General features: G+C 70.5%; 16 protein-coding genes and 1 pseudogene. 13 read left to right on the top strand and 4 right to left on the bottom strand.

Annotated elements, in window-relative coordinates; all coding sequences use genetic code 11:
• Positions 1–59: 59 nt before the first annotated feature.
• The 4 genes from ATL40_RS09105 to metG are packed head-to-tail and all read left to right on the top strand — an operon-like array spanning position 60 to position 4,367.
• Positions 60–995, top strand: coding sequence for an ABC transporter ATP-binding protein (locus tag ATL40_RS09105; RefSeq protein WP_098470394.1), 936 nt, complete (start codon positions 60–62; stop codon positions 993–995).
• On the top strand, positions 988–1,947 hold the full coding sequence (locus tag ATL40_RS09100) for an ABC transporter permease (protein ID WP_245866924.1): 960 nt from the start codon (positions 988–990) through the stop codon (positions 1,945–1,947). The genes ATL40_RS09105 and ATL40_RS09100 overlap by 8 nt, the downstream gene beginning before the upstream one ends.
• On the top strand, positions 1,944–2,777 hold the full coding sequence (locus ATL40_RS09095; protein WP_098469262.1) for an ABC transporter permease: 834 nt from the start codon (positions 1,944–1,946) through the stop codon (positions 2,775–2,777). The genes ATL40_RS09100 and ATL40_RS09095 overlap by 4 nt, the downstream gene beginning before the upstream one ends.
• 45 nt (positions 2,778–2,822) lie before the next feature.
• Complete coding sequence (gene metG / locus ATL40_RS09090) at positions 2,823–4,367, top strand: methionine--tRNA ligase (RefSeq protein ID WP_098469261.1); 1,545 nt, start codon at positions 2,823–2,825, stop codon at positions 4,365–4,367.
• Between the two features lie 170 nt (positions 4,368–4,537).
• On the opposite strand, the gene ATL40_RS09085 is transcribed toward metG, so the two are convergent.
• Both ATL40_RS09085 and ATL40_RS09080 read right to left on the bottom strand, forming a co-directional pair.
• Positions 4,538–4,975: a TA system VapC family ribonuclease toxin gene (locus ATL40_RS09085; protein WP_098469260.1), complete on the bottom strand. Its 438-nt coding sequence runs from the start codon at positions 4,973–4,975 to the stop codon at positions 4,538–4,540.
• Entirely contained in the window at positions 4,972–5,220 is a 249-nt protein-coding gene (locus ATL40_RS09080; protein WP_098469259.1) for an antitoxin, read from the bottom strand. The genes ATL40_RS09085 and ATL40_RS09080 overlap by 4 nt, the downstream gene beginning before the upstream one ends.
• 138 nt (positions 5,221–5,358) lie before the next feature.
• On the opposite strand from ATL40_RS09080, the gene mnmA reads away from it, so the two are divergent.
• The gene (gene mnmA, locus ATL40_RS09075; protein WP_098469258.1) at positions 5,359–6,558 is read left to right on the top strand and encodes a tRNA 2-thiouridine(34) synthase MnmA; all 1,200 of its coding nucleotides are present in this window, start codon (positions 5,359–5,361) and stop codon (positions 6,556–6,558) included.
• A gap of 200 nt (positions 6,559–6,758) precedes the next feature.
• Here the strand turns inward: mnmA and ATL40_RS09070 are convergent, their stop codons facing one another.
• Positions 6,759–7,694 carry a hypothetical protein gene (locus ATL40_RS09070; RefSeq protein ID WP_143556922.1) on the bottom strand — a complete coding sequence of 312 codons (936 nt, stop codon included), beginning with the start codon at positions 7,692–7,694 and terminating at the stop codon, positions 6,759–6,761.
• A gap of 207 nt (positions 7,695–7,901) precedes the next feature.
• Here ATL40_RS09070 and ATL40_RS09065 point away from each other — a divergent pair, with 207 nt between their 5' ends.
• The 4 genes from ATL40_RS09065 to ATL40_RS09050 all read left to right on the top strand — a co-directional run bounded on the left by ATL40_RS09065 (position 7,902) and on the right by ATL40_RS09050 (position 10,950).
• On the top strand, positions 7,902–8,276 hold the full coding sequence (locus ATL40_RS09065) for an aminomethyltransferase beta-barrel domain-containing protein (protein ID WP_098469256.1): 375 nt from the start codon (positions 7,902–7,904) through the stop codon (positions 8,274–8,276).
• Positions 8,277–8,322: 46 nt separating this feature from the next.
• Positions 8,323–9,168: a hypothetical protein gene (locus ATL40_RS09060; RefSeq protein ID WP_143556921.1), complete on the top strand. Its 846-nt coding sequence runs from the start codon at positions 8,323–8,325 to the stop codon at positions 9,166–9,168.
• A gap of 42 nt (positions 9,169–9,210) precedes the next feature.
• Positions 9,211–10,320 carry a uroporphyrinogen decarboxylase/cobalamine-independent methonine synthase family protein gene (locus ATL40_RS09055; RefSeq protein ID WP_098469254.1) on the top strand — a complete coding sequence of 370 codons (1,110 nt, stop codon included), beginning with the start codon at positions 9,211–9,213 and terminating at the stop codon, positions 10,318–10,320.
• 135 nt (positions 10,321–10,455) lie between these two features.
• Positions 10,456–10,950, top strand: coding sequence for a GNAT family N-acetyltransferase (locus ATL40_RS09050; RefSeq protein WP_098469253.1), 495 nt, complete (start codon positions 10,456–10,458; stop codon positions 10,948–10,950).
• A 70-nt stretch (positions 10,951–11,020) separates the two neighbouring features.
• Here the strand turns inward: ATL40_RS09050 and ATL40_RS15695 are convergent.
• Positions 11,021–11,122: pseudogene (locus ATL40_RS15695) on the bottom strand (type II toxin-antitoxin system VapB family antitoxin); the annotation flags it as partial.
• A 72-nt stretch (positions 11,123–11,194) separates the two neighbouring features.
• On the opposite strand from ATL40_RS15695, the gene ligA reads away from it, so the two are divergent.
• From ligA to ATL40_RS09025, 4 genes are all read left to right on the top strand, one after another.
• Positions 11,195–13,585: an NAD-dependent DNA ligase LigA gene (gene ligA, locus ATL40_RS09040; protein WP_098469252.1), complete on the top strand. Its 2,391-nt coding sequence runs from the start codon at positions 11,195–11,197 to the stop codon at positions 13,583–13,585.
• A 55-nt stretch (positions 13,586–13,640) separates the two neighbouring features.
• Entirely contained in the window at positions 13,641–15,209 is a 1,569-nt protein-coding gene (locus ATL40_RS09035) for an MDR family MFS transporter (protein WP_245866921.1), read from the top strand.
• Between the two features lie 103 nt (positions 15,210–15,312).
• Complete coding sequence (locus tag ATL40_RS09030) at positions 15,313–15,909, top strand: TetR/AcrR family transcriptional regulator (protein ID WP_169925922.1); 597 nt, start codon at positions 15,313–15,315, stop codon at positions 15,907–15,909.
• A 67-nt stretch (positions 15,910–15,976) separates the two neighbouring features.
• Entirely contained in the window at positions 15,977–17,632 is a 1,656-nt protein-coding gene (locus ATL40_RS09025; protein WP_098469250.1) for an MDR family MFS transporter, read from the top strand.
• The last annotated feature ends 12 nt before the right edge of the window (positions 17,633–17,644 follow it).

Below are 17,644 nucleotides of genomic sequence, written 5' to 3'. Positions count from 1 at the left end.
TCAAAGCGCAACCCCTCGGGGCGCCCGTGATCGAGCCCGGCGGACGTATGCTCACCCGTGTGCCAGCACCCGTGATCACCGCCTCCTCCCTCACCAAGCGCTACGGCGAGTTCACCGCCGTGGACGGCATCGACTTCGAGGTGACCGCGGGGGAGTCCTTCGGCCTGCTGGGCCCGAACGGCGCCGGGAAGTCCACCACGATGCGGATGATCTCCGCCGTCTCGCGCCGCACCGGGGGAGACCTGCAGGTGCTGGGCCTGGACCCGGAGACCCACGGTCCGCAGATCCGCAGCCAGCTCGGGGTGGTGCCGCAGGAGGACAACCTCGACCCGGACATGCGCGCCCGCGACAACCTGATCATGTACGGCCGCTACTTCGGCCTGCCGCGCGCCGTGTGCCGCGAGCGCGCCGAGGAGTTGCTGGAGTTCGCCCAGCTCACCGACAAGGCCGGCGCCAAGGTGGACGACCTGTCCGGGGGCATGAAGCGCCGCCTGACGATCGCCCGCGGCCTGATGAACACCCCGCAGATCTTCATGTTGGACGAGCCGACCACCGGCCTGGACCCGCAGGCCCGGCACGTGCTGTGGGACCGGCTGTTCCGCCTCAAGGAGGCCGGCACCACCCTGGTCATCACCACCCACTACATGGACGAGGCCGAGCAGCTGTGCGACCGCCTCATCGTGGTGGACCACGGCGCGATCATGGCCGAGGGCTCCCCGGCCGACCTCATCCGCCGCTACTCCTCCCGCGAGGTGCTGGAGGTGCGCTTCGGCTCGAGCCGCAACGCCGAGGTGGCCGACGACGTGGCCGCCATCGGCGCACTCGCCGAGCGGGTGGAGGTGCTCCCCGATCGCCTGCTGGTCTACACCCCGGACGGTGAGCGCGCCCTGGAGGAGGTGGTGGGCCGCGGCCTGCACCCCACCACCTCCCTCGTGCGCCGCTCCAGCCTGGAGGACGTGTTCCTGCGTCTGACCGGGAGGAGCCTCGTTGACTGAGTTCACCCCGGCTGGGTCGACACCTGCCGACTCGACCCCTGAGCCGCCCGGCGCGGCCGTGGACCGCACCCGGGTCAGCGACGGCGCCACCATCCGCACCAATGCCCTCGGGCCCGAGGCGAGCCTGGAGGAACGGCGCCGGGCGGCGCTGGCCGGCGGGGACCGCCCCCGGCGCTTCGGCTGGTGGTATGCCTGCGAGACGTTCCTGCACTCCATGCGCGCCTACGGCTGGACCCTCGTGGTGGGCGGCATCGGCTCGCCCCTGATCTACCTGCTGGGACTGGGCCTCGGCCTGGCGGCCGTCATCCCCGTCTCGGTGGCCGACGGCGCAGCGGGACCGGTCAGCTACGTCACCTTCGTGGCCCCCGCGCTGGCGGTCACCGCCGCCGTCAGCGTGGGCATGGAGGAGTTCACCTACCCCGTGATGGCGGGCTTCAAGTGGCGCAAGACCTTCTTCGGCATCGCCGCCAGCCCCCTGGCCACCCGGGACATCCCCGCCGGGCTGGTGCTCGCCGTCGCCATGCGGATGGCGTTCGTGACCGGCGCCTACTACCTCATCACCGTGGCCTTCGGCGCCGTGGACCGGCCGCTGCTCGGCGCGCTCTCGGTGCTCACGGGGGTGCTCGCGGGTCTGGCCTTCGGCCTGCCGCTGCTGGCCTACAGCGCGAGCCTGCGGGAGGACCGCGGCCAGATGGCCCTCATCCAGCGTTTCGTCTTCACCCCACTGTTCCTCTTCTCCGGCACGTTCTACCCGCTGGCGACCCTGCCCGCCTGGCTGCAGCCGATCGGCTGGCTCTCCCCGGTCTGGCACGGCGCGGAACTGGGCCGATTCCTCACCTACGGCGCACCGACCACGGCGTGGCTCGTCGTCGTCCACCTCGCGGTCCTCGCCCTGTACGCGGCGCTCGGCGCCGTGCTCGCGGTGCGCACCTTCACCAGGAGGCTCGCATGAGCACCCCCGCCCGGGAGGCGGCCCGCGCGGCCGTGCCACGCCGTCGGCCCCTCGGCGCCATCTACTCCGGCAACGCCCGGATCGTGCTGCTGCGCGGCCTCATCGCCACCAAGTCCTCCACCTGGGCCGTGGTCGTCTCCGGCTTCTTCGAGCCGGTGTTCTACCTGCTGGCGATGGGCATCGGGTTGGGCACCTACATCGGGGACGTCACCCTGCCGGGCGGGGAGACGGTCACCTACGCCGCCTACATCGCCCCCGCGCTGCTGGCGGTCTCGGCGATGAACGGCGCGGTGTTCGACTCCACCTGGAATGTGTTCTTCAAGCTCCGATTCTCCAAGCTCTACCGCACCATGCTCACCACGCCGCTGGGCCCCCTGGACGTGGCCGGCGGCGAAATGGCCTACGCGATGCTGCGCGGGGTCGCCTACGCCGGCGGGTTCCTCCTCGTGATGCAGGTGCTGGGTCTGAACGGGTCCTGGTCCGCGCTGCTCGCACTGCCCGCGGTGGTGCTCATCGCGTTCGCGTTCGCCGCGGTCGGGATGGCGATCACCAGTTTCATGCGCACCTTCCAGCAGATGGACTGGATCACGTTCGTGATGCTGCCGATGTTCCTGTTCTCGGCCACCTTCTACCCGATCACGGTCTACCCCGAGGCGATCCAGTGGCTCGTGATGGCGCTGCCCCTGTGGCACTGCGTGGAACTGGTGCGGGGCCTGACCCTCGGGGTGATGGACGGGGCGCTCCTGGTGCACGTGGGATACCTGGTCGCCATGGTGGTCCTCGGGGTGGTGGTGGCCACGCGGCGGCTGCGGGCGCTGTTCCAGGACTGAGTGGCTGTTCCGGGACCGAGTGGGGCGTCGGTAGGCTTGACCCCCGTGACCGAGCAGCAGCCTGCCTACTACCTGACCACGGCGATCGCCTACCCGAACGCGAAGCCGCACATGGGCACGGCGTACGAGTACGTGACCACCGATGTGCTGGCGCGGTTCAAGCGCCTGGACGGCTTCGACGTGCGGTTCCTGACCGGCACGGACGAGCACGGCATCAAGATGATGCAGGCGGCGCAGAAGGCAGGTGTGGACCCGGCCACGTTCGCGCGCGGCAACTCCGACGTGTTCGAGGAGATGCAGCGCGGCCTGGGCATCTCCTTCGACCGGTTCATCCGCACCACCGACGCCGACCACATCGAGGCGAGTCAGGCGATCTGGCAGCGCATGGTCGAGGCCGGGGACATCTACCTCGACCACTACGAGGGCTGGTACTCGGTGCGGGACGAGGCCTACTACGCCGAGGACGAGACCGAGGTCATCGACTCCGGCGAGCGCGTGGCCACCGCCACCGGCACCGAGGTCACCTGGACCACGGAGCCGTCCTACTTCTTCCGGCTCTCGGCCTACACCGACAAGCTGCTCGCGCTGTACGAGGAGCACCCGGAGTTCGTGGGGCCGGACGTGCGCCGCAACGAGGTCGCCGCGTTCGTGCGCACCGGCTTGCGGGACCTGTCGATCTCGCGCACCACGTTCGACTGGGGCGTGCCTGTGCCGGGCGCACCCGAGCACGTGATGTACGTGTGGGTGGACGCCCTGACGAACTACCTCACCGGCGCCGGGTTCCCGGACGTCGACTCCGCCTCCTACCAGCGGTACTGGCCGGCGGACCTGCACATCATCGGCAAGGACATCATCCGGTTCCACGCCGTGTACTGGCCCGCGTTCCTCATGTCCGCCGGCCTGCCGCTGCCCACGCGGGTCTACGCGCACGGGTTCCTGTACGCGGGCGGGCGCAAGATGTCCAAGTCCGACGGCACCGCGGCCTCGCCACTGGAGTTCGCCGAGCGGTACGGGCTGGATGCCACCCGCTACTTCCTCACCCGGGAGTTCTCCTACGGGCAGGACGGCTCCTACTCCCACGAGGCCGTGGTCGCGCGCATCAACGCCGACCTCGCCAACGAGCTCGGGAACCTCGCGCAGCGCTCCCTGTCCATGGTCGCGAAGAACCTCGGCGGCCAGGTCCCCGAGCTCGGTGACCTGACCGAGGAGGACGAGGCGCTGCTGGCGCGCGCCGCCACGCTGCTGGAGACCGCCCGCGGCCACATCGAGGTGCAGGCGCTGCACCTCTACCTCGAGGCGCTGTGGTCGATGCTGGGGGAGACCAACCGGTACTTCTCGGCGCAGCAGCCGTGGAAGCTCAAGGAGGACCTGCCCCGGATGGGCACGGTGCTGCGGGTGACCATGGAGGTGGTGCGCACCGTGGCAACCCTGGTGCAGCCGGTGATGCCCACCAGCGCCGGCGTCATGCTCACGCAGCTCGGGCTGCCGAGCGAGGTGCCGTTCGCCGCGGTCGGCGAGCGCCTGGTGCCCGGCACCGCGCTGCCGGCGCCGAGCGGCGTCTTCCCGCGCTGGGTCGAACCCCAGGAGTAGCCCGATCCCTCCCGCGGGCCGCCCTCCCGCCGAGCGTGTGTTTGTGCAGCCCCGCTCCCGCCGAGCGTGTGCTTACGCAGGCCCACTCCCGCCGAGCGTGTGTTTGTGCAGCCCCGACGCGCGCGAACTCTGCGCAAGTACCCGGTCGGCGGGGCGGCTCGGAGGGCCGGCTAGGAGGGCATCTCCCAGTGCAGGCCGGGGAAGCGCTCGAAGTCCCGATCGAAACTGATGAGGGTGGCTCGGTGCTGGATCGCGAGGGCAGCCAGATGCGCATCGGAGACGAGGGCGCCGCCGACCCCTCCCTGTTCCGACACCGCGGCGATGAGGGACCTGACTCGGCTCAGGTGGCGGAGATCGGGCTCCGGGGTGACAGCGACCCCGCTCGAGAGCCATCCCTCCGCGAGGTCCCATGCCTGATCCATGGTGAGGGGATGCTCCATCGCACGTGGACTCGTCGCTAGTCGCACGAAACCGAGGAGCGAGTGCCAGGGGAGTCCCACGGGACGGGAGCCCGAGAGCGCGCGCAAGAGCCATCCACGAGCGCGGTCGTGGTGTCGAGACCCCCGCGCCGTGGCGTAGATCAGCACATTGACGTCGACGATGGTCATGCGCCGCGCTCGAGCTTCGCCACTGCGTCCTCGTCGTCGAGCGCAGCGAGCGCCTCACTGGACTTCGTGGGATCGAACCGGAACTCGAGGTCGTACGTCGGCCAGGTCAGATCCACGGTGGACGGTGTGGCACTGCTGCGCAGGATCGCGTCGTTGACGGCCTCCTTGAACGTGAGCCCGCGTTCCGCCATGGCGCGGCGGATGATCGCATCGGCGTCGGGGGTGAGCGTGATGGTGGTGCGCATCACCTCATCATAGTGATGCGGTGATGCGCGTGGGTCGCTCCGTGCACACCGCACGTACACTCGAGGCCGACCATCCCGGCCCGATCGCGCGGCCGGTGACCCGCGGCCCACCACGCCCGCAACCCACGAGGAGGCCCGATGCGCGTCCTGGCAGCCCTCTCCGGAGGGGTCGATTCCGCCGTCGCCGCGGCGCTCGCCGTCGAGGCCGGCCACGAGGTGGTCGGCGTCCACATGGCGCTCTCCCGCTCCCGCGCCCAGCACCGCAACGGTTCCCGGGGCTGCTGCTCCATCGAGGACGCCTCCGATGCGCGCCGTGCGGCCGACGTGCTGGAGATCCCGTACTACGTGTGGGACCTCTCGGAGGAGTTCACCGACACCGTGGTGGCCGACTTCGTCTCGGAGTACTCCGCCGGGCGCACCCCGAACCCCTGCGTGCGGTGCAATCAGCACATCAAGTTCGCCGCGCTCCTGGACCGCGGCCTCGCGCTGGGGTTCGACGCCGTGGCGACCGGTCACTACGCCCGTATCACTGAGGGCGCACAGGGCCGCGAACTGCGGCGTGCCCGGGACGCCGCGAAGGACCAGTCCTACGTGCTGGCGGTGATGGGCCAGGAGCGGCTCGAGCGCAGCCTGTTCCCGCTGGGGGACATGCCGACCAAGGACGCCGTGCGCGCGGAGGCCGCTCGCCGACGCATCGCGATCAGCGCCAAACCGGATTCCTACGACATCTGCTTCGTGGCCGACGGCGACACGCAGGGCTTCCTTCGCTCTCACCTGGGCTCGCAGCCGGGTGAGGTGGTGGACACCGAGGGTGAGGTGCTCGCCCAGCACGACGGCGCCTATTCCTACACGGTGGGCCAGCGCAAGGGCCTGGGGATCACCCGCCCCGCCGCCGACGGCAAGCCCCGCTACGTGCTGGACGTGGACACCGCCACCAACCGGGTGATCGTGGGCCCGGAGGCGCTGCTGAGCGTGCGGGAGGTCATCGCCGACGACGTGGTGTGGCTCGCGCAGGACCTGCCCCTGGGGGAGTGGGCCGAGGCGCGGGTGCAGGTGCGCGCGCACGGTGACCCGCTGCCCGCGCGGGTGCGGCGTGTTGCCCCGGCTGCCGAGGCGGGGGTGGACGACGGCGATGCGATCCTCGTGCGTCTGGCCGAGCCTCTTCGCGGGCTCGCCTCGGGCCAGTCCCTGGTCGTGTACGGGGCGGGTGAGCCGGGCGCCGTGGACGGCGCTGATCGTGTGCTGGGTCAGGGGACTGTGGCGGTCTCCGGCCGCGGCGCCGCCGCACGCATCGCCGAGCTGGATCAGGTCCGCGAGGCGGTCCCGGCCCAGGTGTGAGGTGCGTGCCTATCCGTCTCCAGATCCGGTGCGGTTTCGGGTCCTGGACCAAGCAATCCAGGCGAGAAGGAGCGCCACACATCCGGCGATAGCGCTCCCCGCGATCGGTGCCAGGCGAACCCACGTCGGCGACGGTACCGCCCACGAGAGAACGATGATCCCGGTGCTGATAGCGATGGCGACGCCAAGGACGATCGGCACTAACCTCGAGGCCAACACCACGCACCACCTGCCCATGTCGTGTTCAGCGTAACGCCCTTCCCATTCCAGTTGCACACGCCGAGGCCAGCGGCGCCGAATGCGAGCACGGCGGCGGCGATGCCAGACGGAACTGCGCCGGGACTCGTGATGACCCCCGCAGCGGCGAGCGCCGCGGCGACCCCGGCGACCCCGGCCCCTGCATTGAGTGCGCTTTGGACTCTCTGCACCTGCAGATTGCTCATGACGAACTGATACCCATACCAGCGCCGAATCAGTGGGTCCGCAACCACGGGATACGTGATGCTGTCATCGATCTCCACAACCTGTGTGAGAACGTCGCCGTCAATCTCGTACGCCGTCTCGAGTGCCTGACCGTCGGCGTCGCGCGCCCAGGGAGCATCGATCTGCGCGAGGATGGTCGCGTCATCGTCGACCACGAACACGGACCCATCTGGGTGCGCGATGAGTTCCCCGCCAGGTGGGAGGTCGAATTCGTAGGAGTAGGTGCTGCTGGCGGACTCATCCTCGATGATGGTCTGGACCCGAGCGCCGCCGCTGACTCCCTGAACAGCGAGGCTGACCGTGCTGTCGCCTTCGATGTAGGCGATAGTTCCATCCGTTGCGAGCGCTGCTGCGGCTCGTGGGTCATCGCTCGGCAATCGCACGCTGAACTCGGGCTGCCCGGGCCAGTTGAAGACGATCGGATTGTCGGCTCTTGCAGGGATGGTCAGGCGTGAGCGCCCGTCGCTGATCGAGAATCCTTCTGACGTGCGATCTGGACGAACTACGGGGGTGCTTGCAGCTTCTTGGATCAGTTGTGCGGACTGATCAGCCAACACGCCGGGTGGTGTCGCAGAAGCTGGAGAAACTAGTGCGAGCGCGGCAATCACCGCTGCGGCGAGGCTCGCGAGGCCCAGTCTGTACTCGGAAGGCATCTTTGCTCCGTTCTAGTCGGTACAACTCAGCGTGCCGGCCGATGCCAAAGGGTGTCAAACATTGCATGAGCAACTACAATTGTGTGATCTGGTGGAGAGTGGAGGCGCTCCGGGCTGCACCCGGGGCCCCGATGTGTCGGTGCGTTTCGCTAGGAGACAGGGTCGCTGTGGCGCCGGCGCGGCCTGTGAGTCGTCTACCAGGTCTGTGTGCTGAGCGTGCGGGAGGTCATCGCCGACGACGTGGTGTGGCTCGCGCAGGACCTGCCCCTGGAGGAGTGGGCCGCGGCGCAGGTGCAGGTGCGTGCGCACGGTGACCCGCTGCCCGCGCAGGTGCGCCGCGTTGCCCCGGCTGCCGAGGCGGGGGTGGACGACGGCGATGCGATCCTCGTGCGCCTGGCCGAGCCTCTTCGCGGGCTCGCCTCGGGCCAGTCCCTGGTCGTGTTCGGGGCGGGTGAGCCGGGCGCCGTGGACGGCGCCGATCGTGTGCTGGGTCAGGGGACTGTGGCGGTCTCCGGCCGCGGCGCCGCCGCACGCATCGCCGAGCTCGACCAGGCCCGCGAGGCGGTCCCCGCCCACGCCTGAGGCACGGTTCCACCTGCTCACGGCTCACTCGTGTGAACATGGAGGGATGCGGAGAACAGCAACGATGCCCTCCTGCGTGGGGGCACTCGCCGTCGCGGCGCTGCTGCTGGCGGGCTGCACGGAGTCCGGCGACGAGGACGGCGAGGAGCTCACCAGCACGGCTGACGCCACCTCTGACGACATCTCGGAGGCCACGGCCGTCGCCACGTCTGAGGAGTCCGTCGAGACCACGGCCGAGGCCACAGCCGAGGCGACCGCGACGGCGCAGGAGGCGCTCGAGTGGGACTCTCGCGACTGGGACGAGGCCGCCTGGGAGCCCACCGTCGAGATCACGCCGACGACCTACACCGAAGCCGAGTTGCAGGCGTCGTACGAGGAGGGTCTGGCCGAGCTGGCCGCGAGCCTGCAGCTCGACTCCCTCCCGGAGGTGGAGTTCGAGCGCTGGACCGAGACCGTCGAGGACTCCCTCGAGTCCGACGCACAGTGCCTGACGGAGCAGGGATTCGAGGTCAACGTGGAGGGCGGCACCCTGGGCTTCACCGACGTGGACTTCGAGAGCGAGGAGTTCCAGCGGGCGTCCTACATCTGCGCGGCGCGGTTCCCGCTCCACCCGCGGTACACCGCCGAGTGGACCGAGGACCAGAAGGCGTTGGTCTACGACTTCCAGACCGAGTTCACGATCCCGTGCATCGAGGCCCTCGGCCACGAGGTGGACGTCTCCGAACGTCCCACCCGCCAGGAGTGGATCGCCACGTTCTCCTTCGAGGACAACCCCTGGTCGCCGCTGCATGCCGACACCCTCACGCTCGGTCTCATGGACGAGGAGGACCTCGAGGCACTCGGCGCCTGCGGGAGCGGCTGGCCGCCCCTCGATGTTCTCTACGGCCTCTAGGGTCGTTCACCCGCCCGGCCCCGCGCGGGACACAATGAGCGCGTGACCCACCCGACCCTCGCCGTCGCCGGCCCCGCCGCCTGGCCCGGCCAGGACGCCCTGGCCGCCCACCGCAGCAGCCTGGACGTCCTCGCCGACCCGCCCTCCGGCCTGGTCGGCGCCCCCGGGCTGCTCGCCCTGCCCGGCCGTGGACCCTGGGCGAGCCCGCTGGCCCGCACCCTCGCGCTGTGCGAGGCGATGCCCGCCGCCCTCGAACCGCACGGCTGGCGCCTGGGCACCACGGCGGACGGCACGCTGCGCCGTGCCGGGCGCACCCTCACCGGCGACGTGGAGGCCCTGGCGCTGGCCGCGGCCGGCTATGCCGGGCCGATCGAGCTGCCGGTCCTCGGCCCGCTGTCGCTCGCCGCGGCCACCTGGCTCCCGGTGGGGGAGCGGGTGGTGTCCGACGACGTCGCCCGCGCGGATCTCGCCGCCTCCCTCGCGCTCGGTCTGAGCAGGCATGTCGCGGCCGTCACCGCCGCGCGGGACCTGGGTGTGGTGCTCGACGGCGCCGTACCCTCGGGCGAGGCGGCTGTGGGCGGCGACGCCGACTCGGGTGCGGCGTCGAGGACGGGCACGGTCGTGCTGCACGAACCGATGCTCACCGAGGTGCTCCAGGGCGCCGTGCCCACCTTCTCCGGCATGTCCCGCCTGCGGGCGCTCGAGGCGGGTGTGGTGGCCTCGACGATCCGCGAGGTGGCCGAGGCGATGCTGGCCGCCGGTCAGGTGGTGGTGCTGGCCGTGCCACCCGACGCCCGCGTCATCGACGTCGTCGGGCCGGTGCTTGCCGCCGCGGGTGGGGGCGTGCAGGTGGACGTCATGGCACTGGACCGGCGGGGGATGGAGGCGCTGGCGCAGCAGGTGGAGAACGGGCTCGGGGTGCGCTGCGCCGTCGTGCCGCACGCCGCCCCTCCACAGGCCGGCGACGTGCCCGCGGACCCCGCCCGGATCGCCACCGAGCTCCTGCAGCGCTGGCGCTGGTCCGGGGTAGTGCCGCCTCGCCTCACCGTGCTGCCCCGCAGCGGCGTCGCGTCGCTCACCCCGGCCCGGGCCCGGGAGACCCTGACACTCGCGGCGCGCTGCTCCGTCGCCCTCGGGGACGCGCTCGCCTAGTTGTGATGTCCAGGGAGGTTGTCCCGCTCGAGGTCGGTGAGCCTGCCTGGCAGGCGAAGACCTCCGGTGGTGGAGTGGAACTCACCCTTGAGCGGGTAGTTTCTCACTGCCGCCGGACCTTCCTAGGCTGAACCCGTGGCCAACGCTCTCCTCATCGCTGAACCTCGCGAGCCCACCCATGTCGCTCTGCCGGCTGGCGCCCACCTCCGTCCGCTCTCTCTGTCTGCTCTTCGGGACGTCTCGAGCGTCTACCACCAGACGTACCTCGGCACGCCTCACGAGATGACCGAGGCCGAGGCACACGACGACATCACCCGGACGTGGGCCGGTGAGTACGGCCACCTACTCACAGCGGCGTCGCTCGGCGTCTGGGTCGGGGATGAACTAGTCGGCGCGATCCTGACCGTGCAGGACCCGCCGTGGGACGACGTGCCCCCTGGCCCCTTCATCCTCGACCTGTTCGTCCTCCCCGCCCACCGTCGCACCGGCCTTGGTCGCGCCTTGGTCCAGACGGTTCAGGGAGTCCTTCGTTCCCGGATCGCGCTCCGCGTCGATCACTCCGCGCCAGAAGCCCGATCCCTCTACGTCGCCCTCGGCTTTCACACCCGAGAGGCCCCCACGGTGACGTGACTGGCCGTGTCTCCAGACCGGGAAACGAGGCCCAGTGATCCAGTGGGAAGGTCGAGGGACTTAGCCGGGCACGAAGCGCCTCCTCGATGGCGCTGGTCATCGAGGTGCCCGTGCGCTCGGCCAACTCGCGAGCGAGCTCGTGCACCACTGGCAACTTGATGTTCAGCGACATGGCCGAGCGTACGCCGACAGGGTAGAAGCGGCAGCGCCGAGGATGTCAGGGGCACCCGCCACAATGGGGGGCATGACGGCGAAGACCCCACCTTCCAGCCCCGGCCCCGAGCAGGCGCCGGAGGTCGCCTTGGAGTCGGCATCGGAGCCGGCATCGGAGCAGGCCCAGCAGGAATGGCAGGACCTCGCGGGGCGGATCAACGACGCCCGGTTCGCTTACTACCTCAAGGACTCACCCGTCATGAGCGACGGCGAGTTCGACACCCTGATGCGGCGCCTGGAGGCGCTGGAGGAGGCGCACCCCTCGCTGCGCACCCCGGACTCGCCCACCCAGACCGTCGGCGGCTCCTACTCGACCCTCTTCACCGCCGTGGATCACCTCGAGCGGATGCTCTCGCTGGACAACGCCTTCTCCGCCGAGGAGGTGCAGGCGTGGGCCGACCGGGTGGCGCGCGACCTCGGCCGCCCCGTGCGGGCCTACCTGTGCGAGTTGAAGATCGACGGCCTGGCGATCGCCCTGCTCTACCGCGGCGGCCGGCTGGTGCGCGCCGTGACCCGGGGGGACGGCACCACGGGGGAGGACGTCACCCTCAACGTGCGCACCATCGGCGTGATCCCCCACACCCTGGCCGGCGATCCCGCCACGCACCCCGAGGAGATCGAGATCCGCGGCGAGATCTTCTTCCCCGTCGAGGCGTTCGAGGAAGTCAACCGCGCCCAGGTCGCCGCCGGGAAGCCGACGTTCGCCAACCCGCGCAACGCCGCCGCCGGGTCGCTGCGTCAGAAGGACCCGCGCGTCACCGCCTCCCGCCCGCTGCGGATGTACGCCCACGGGATCGGGCGGCTCACCTGGGGCGAGGCCACCGGCGACCACCCGACCCGGCAGTCGCAGGTCTACGACCTGCTGGGCGGCTGGGGTGTGCCGGTCTCGCCCTACTCCCGGGTGGTGGAGGGCATCGCCGGTGCGCAGGAGATGATCGAGTACTACGGCGAGCACCGGCACGACGTGGAGCACGAGATCGACGGGATCGTGCTGAAGGTGGACGACGTCACCGACCAGCGCGCGCTCGGCGCAACCTCGCGCGCCCCGCGCTGGGCCATCGCGTTCAAGTACCCGCCGGAGGAGGTCACCACCCGGCTGCTGCGGATCGACGTGGGTATCGGCCGCACCGGGCGTGCCACCCCGTTCGGGATCATGGAACCGGTCCTCGTGGCGGGCTCCACCGTGCGTCAGGCCACCCTGCACAACCAGGAGGTCGTGGCCGCCAAGAACGTGCGGCCCGGCGACATGGTGGTGCTGCGTAAGGCGGGGGACGTGATCCCCGAGATCCTCGGACCCGTGGAGGCGCTCGCGCAGGACGGCTACCCGCGCGAGGACTGGCAGATGCCCACCGCGTGCCCCGAGTGCGGCACCCCGCTGCGCCCGATGAAGGAGGGCGACGTGGACCTGCGCTGCCCGAACGCGCGCAGCTGCCCCGCCCAGGTGCGCGGCCGCGTGGAGCACATCGGCTCCCGCGGCGGACTGGACATCGAGGCACTGGGTGAGGTGACGGCCGCGGCGCTCACCCAACCGGACTACCCCAGCGAGCCGCCGCTGCACACCGAGGCGGACCTGTTTGCCCTGGTGGGCTACGCCGTCGACGCCACACAGGAGGAACGCACCCGGGTGCGGGAGGCCAGCCTGCAGCGACTGGCTCCCGTCCGCGTGGTGGTGCGCGACCCCGAGACCGGGCTGCCGCGCCTGGACGAGGACGGCCAGATCCGCACCCGCCACCCCTTCCGCAAGAGCCTCACCCACTCCCGCGCCGCCCGTGAGGCCGCCGAGGCTGAGGGTCGCACCCTGAGTGACTTCGCCCCCTCCGCCGCCGCGGAGACCCTGCTGGACGAACTCGAGGCCGCCAAGACCAAGGACCTGTGGCGCATCCTCGTCTCGCTCAACATCCGCCACGTCGGACCCGTCGCCTCCCGGGCGCTGGCCACCCACTTCGGCTCCCTCGCCGCGATCCGTGAGGCGAGCCAGGAGGAGCTCGCCGCGGTCGACGGCGTGGGCCCCACCATCGCGGCCGAGATCCTCGACTGGTTCGCGGTGGACTGGCACGCCGAGATCGTCAGCGCCTGGGAGCGGGACGGCGTGCGGACCGCGATCCCGGATCACCCCGGGCCCGGCGCCGCGGCCGCGGCGGCCGCGGCCGGCGTGCTCGCCGGCCTCACGATCGTGGTCACCGGCGCCATCGACGGCTACTCCCGGGACGGCGCGAAGGAGGCGATCCTGCAGCGCGGCGGCAAGGCCGCGGGCAGCGTGTCGAAGAAGACCGACGTGGTGGTGCTCGGTCCCGGCGCCGGCTCCAAGGAGGCCAAGGCGCGCGACCTCGGCCTGCCGATCCTGGACCAGGCGCAGTTCGGCGACCTGCTCGAGCGGGGCCGCGCGGCCATCCCCACCCCCGCGCAGGACCCGGCCGACTGAGAGCGCTCCCGCCGCTCGACGCGCGGGAGCGGCGCCGCGGTGATAGGGATGATGAGTGACCGCTGATCAGCCCCAGGTGGAGCTCAACCGCCGCACCGTGTACATCATCTTCGCGGCCCTCCTGTCCGCGATGTTCCTCTCGGCCCTGGACCAGTCGGTGGTCGGCACCGCGCTGCCCACGATCGTCGGGGACCTGGGTGCGGTGCAGCACGAGGGCTGGATCATCACCGCCTACCTGCTCACCATCGCGATCGTCATGCCGATCTACGGCAAGATCGGCGACCTCTACGGGCGCCGGCTGCCGTTCCTGATCGCCATCGCGATCTTCGTGGCGGGTTCCACCGGCTCGGCCCTCTCGAGCGCCTTCGGCGAACTCGTCGCCTGGCGCAGCCTCCAGGGGCTGGGCGCCGGCGGCCTGGTCATCCTGTCCCAGGCCATCATCGGTGACATCGTCTCCGCCCGGGACCGCGGCAAGTTCATGGGCCCGATGGGCGCCGTCTTCGGCATCGCCACCGTGCTCGGACCGCTGCTCGGGGGCTGGTTCACCGAGGGTCCCGGGTGGCGCTGGTGCTTCTGGACGAACGTGCCCATCGGGGTGTTCGCCTTCATCGTGGCGTTCTTCGCCCTGAAACTCCCGCGCAGCCACGCGACCAAGCGGTTCGACCTGGTCGGCGCGATCCTGCTGACCCTGGCCACCACGGGCATCGTGCTGGTCACCAGCTGGTCCTCCATCACCGACGCCTCCGGGTACGACTGGACCGACCCGGCACTGCTGGCGATGATCGGTGGCACCCTGCTCGCCCTGGCGGGCTTCATCGTGGTGGAACTGCGCGTGCAGGACCCGCTGCTCCCGCTGCGCCTGTTCCGCAACCGCACCTTCGCCGTCTCGGTGTCCATCGCGCTGATCCTCGGGATGACGATGTTCGCGGCGCTGTCCTTCCTGCCCACCTTCCTGCAGATGGCGCAGGGCATCGGCCCCACCGAGTCCGGCCTGCTCATGCTCCCCATGACGATCGGCCTGATGATCACCGCGATCGGCTCCGGTCTGCTGATCACCAAGACCGGGAGGTACCGCATCTACCCGATCGTCGGGATGGCGATCTCCACGGTCGCCGTGGTGTGGCTGACCCGGATCACCGCGGAGATGTCCATGGTGCTGTTCGGCGCCATGATCTTCGTGCTCGGCATCGGCCTGGGTCTGGTGATGCAGACCATCGTGATCGCCGCGCAGAACGCGGTGCCACCGCAGGAACTCGGCGTGGCGACCTCCACGAACAACTTCCTGCGGGAGATCGGCGCCGCGGTCGGCACCAGCGTGTTCTCCACCGCGTTCACCACGAACCTCACCTCCAAGGTCACCGATATCGCCAAGGACGCGCCCGCGGGCAGTATCCCCAGCGGGTTCGGCCCCGCCGATCTCACCCCCGCCGGCGTGGAGAAGCTCCCCAGCGCCCTGCACACGGACGTGATCAACGCCTACGCGGAGTCCCTGGCCCCGGCGTTCTGGTACCTGGTGCCGCTGGCGGTGCTCGGCACGGTGGTCGCCTTCTTCATGAAGGAGATCAAGCTGTCCACCACCGCGGGCCTCGCGGCACGCGGTGAGGCGGTCAGCGTCGACAGCTGAGCAGTCCGGGCGCATCGGCGAGGGCCGACGGGTCTCCGGCGTGTGACCAGCGCCACGCACATTGCAGTGGCTGCAAGTCTGCAGGGACTGCAATAATTTCTGGGTGACCCAAGGCGGACTGCGCGAGCGCAAGAAGGCCGAACGCCGTGAGGCGCTCGGCCACGCGGCTCGCACCCTGGTGGCCCAGGAGAGCCTGGACGGCGTCACTGTCGAGGCGATCTGTGCGCGCGTCGGGGTCTCACCCCGCACCTTCTTCAACTACTACGAGACCAAGGAAGACGCCGTCCTGGGCCTCGGGGTCGACTCGGCACCGCCGGAGGATTCGGAGGCTCGGCGCGCCTTCGCCGCCGGTGGCCCCACGGGCGACCTGCTGACCGATGCCGCCACGGTGCTCGCCGAGTCCTTCGAGGGATGGCTGCCGCCAGGCGAGATGGAGTGCCTCGTGGGTCTCCTCTCGCGGGAACCACGGCTGCTGGCCCGTCACGTGGGCTGGATGGAACGCGGGCGGGAGTCGATGCAGCGCCTGGTCGTCGAGCGGGAGCAGGTCCTGCCCACCGGCACCCACCCCGTCGTCACCGTCTCTCTGGTCGGGGTCCTCATCCGCATCAGCGGGGAGCTGTGCCGGGAGAGTGGCTCCGGCAGCCCCACCCAGTTCCTGCCCGAGGCCGTGCGTCAAGTGCGCGCGGCCGCCCGCGCCTGACCAACCGCCACCCCGTCTCCGCCGAACCCCGCGACACCGGACGCTGTCGCGCAAACGAAGGAAGCACATGACCGACCTCATCGAGAAGGAACCCGGGCGCGCGCCCGTGGTCCTGACCCAGAAGACCGTCTGGGTGATCTTCGGCGCCCTCATGGCGTCGATGTTCCTGTCCTCCCTGGACCAGTCCATCGTCGGCACCGCGCTGCCCACGATCGTGGGCGAACTGCACGGCGTGGAGCACCAGGGCTGGCTCATCACCGGCTACATCATGGCCGTGGCCATCGTCATGCCGATCTACGGCAAGGTGGGCGACGTCGTCGGGCGGCGCTGGCCCTTCATCGTGGCCATCGGCCTGTTCACCCTCGCCTCCGCGGGCGCGGGGTACGCGCAGACCTTCGAGCAGCTCGTCTTCTGGCGCGCCGTGCAGGGCGCCGGCGGTGGCGGCCTGATCATCCTGTCCCAGGCGATCATCGCCGACATCGTGCCCGCGCGGGAGCGCGGCAAGTACATGGGGCCGATGGGCGCCCTGTTCGGCATCTCCGCGGTGCTCGGGCCCCTGCTCGGCGGCTGGTTCACCGAGGGGCCCGGCTGGCGCTGGGCGTTCTGGATCAACGTGCCCATCGGCATCCTCGCGGTCGTCATCGCCTGGGTGGCGCTGCGGCTGCCCAGCCACAAGGCCGCCCGGCCCTTCGATGTGCCCGGCGCCGCACTCATCGCCCTGGCCACCACGGGCATCGTGTTCCTCACCAGCTGGGACTCCATCACCGGCTCCGACGGCTACGACTGGTCCAACACCGCCCTCCAACTCACGGTGGCGGGCACCGTGCTGGCCGTCGCCCTGTTCATCGTGGTGGAGCTGCGCGCCACCGACCCGATCATCCCGCTGCGCCTGTTCCGCAACCGCACCTTCACCCTGGCCACGATCATCGGTCTGGTGGTCGGGATGGGCATGTTTGCCGCGCTGGCGTTCCTGCCCACCTTCCTGCAGATGTCCGCCGGGGTGGGCGTCACCGAGTCCGGGTTCCTCATGCTGCCGATGATGATCGGCGTGATGGGGACCTCGATCGTCTCCGGCCTCCTGATCACCAGGACCGGGAAGTACAAGGCCTACCCGATCGCCGGGATGCTGATCGTCGGTCTCGGGATCGCGTGGCTCACCACCATCACGGGGGGCATGTCGCTGGTGCTGTTCGGCGCCATGATCTTCGTGGTCGGCTTCGGGTTGGGCCTGACGATGCAGACGATCGTGCTGGCCGTGCAGAACTCCGTGGACCCCGGAGAGATCGGGGTGGCCACCAGCTCCAACAACTTCTTCCGCGAGATCGGCGCGGCGGTCGGCACGGCGCTGTTCTCCACGATCTTCACCTCACGCCTGACCACCAACCTCACCGAGGTCATCCCCGCCGGGAGTGGCGAGGGAGTGGGAGCCGACTCCCTCACCCCGAGTGCCGTGGCCCAACTGCCCGAACCGCTGCACACCCAGATCATCGACGCCTACGCCAGCGCCCTGGCGCCCTCGTTCTGGTACCTCGTGCCGCTGGTCCTGCTCGGCGCCATCGCGGCCATCTTCCTGCCGCAGGTGACCCTGTCCGACACCGCCGCCATGGTGGCGCGCGGCGAGGCAGTGACCGTAGGCGGTGCCGTGCCCGAGAACGAGGTCGTGACCGAGGACGGTGCCGTGACCGAGGGTTCCGCGCAGGAGGCCACGCCCGCGTCGAGCTGAGCCACGCGGTGC

The sequence above is a fragment of the Serinibacter salmoneus genome, assembly GCF_002563925.1.
GTDB lineage: Bacteria > Actinomycetota > Actinomycetes > Actinomycetales > Beutenbergiaceae > Serinibacter > Serinibacter salmoneus.
The sequence above is the reverse complement of the archived record's forward strand: the minus strand, read 5'-3'. Positions and strand labels throughout refer to the sequence as shown.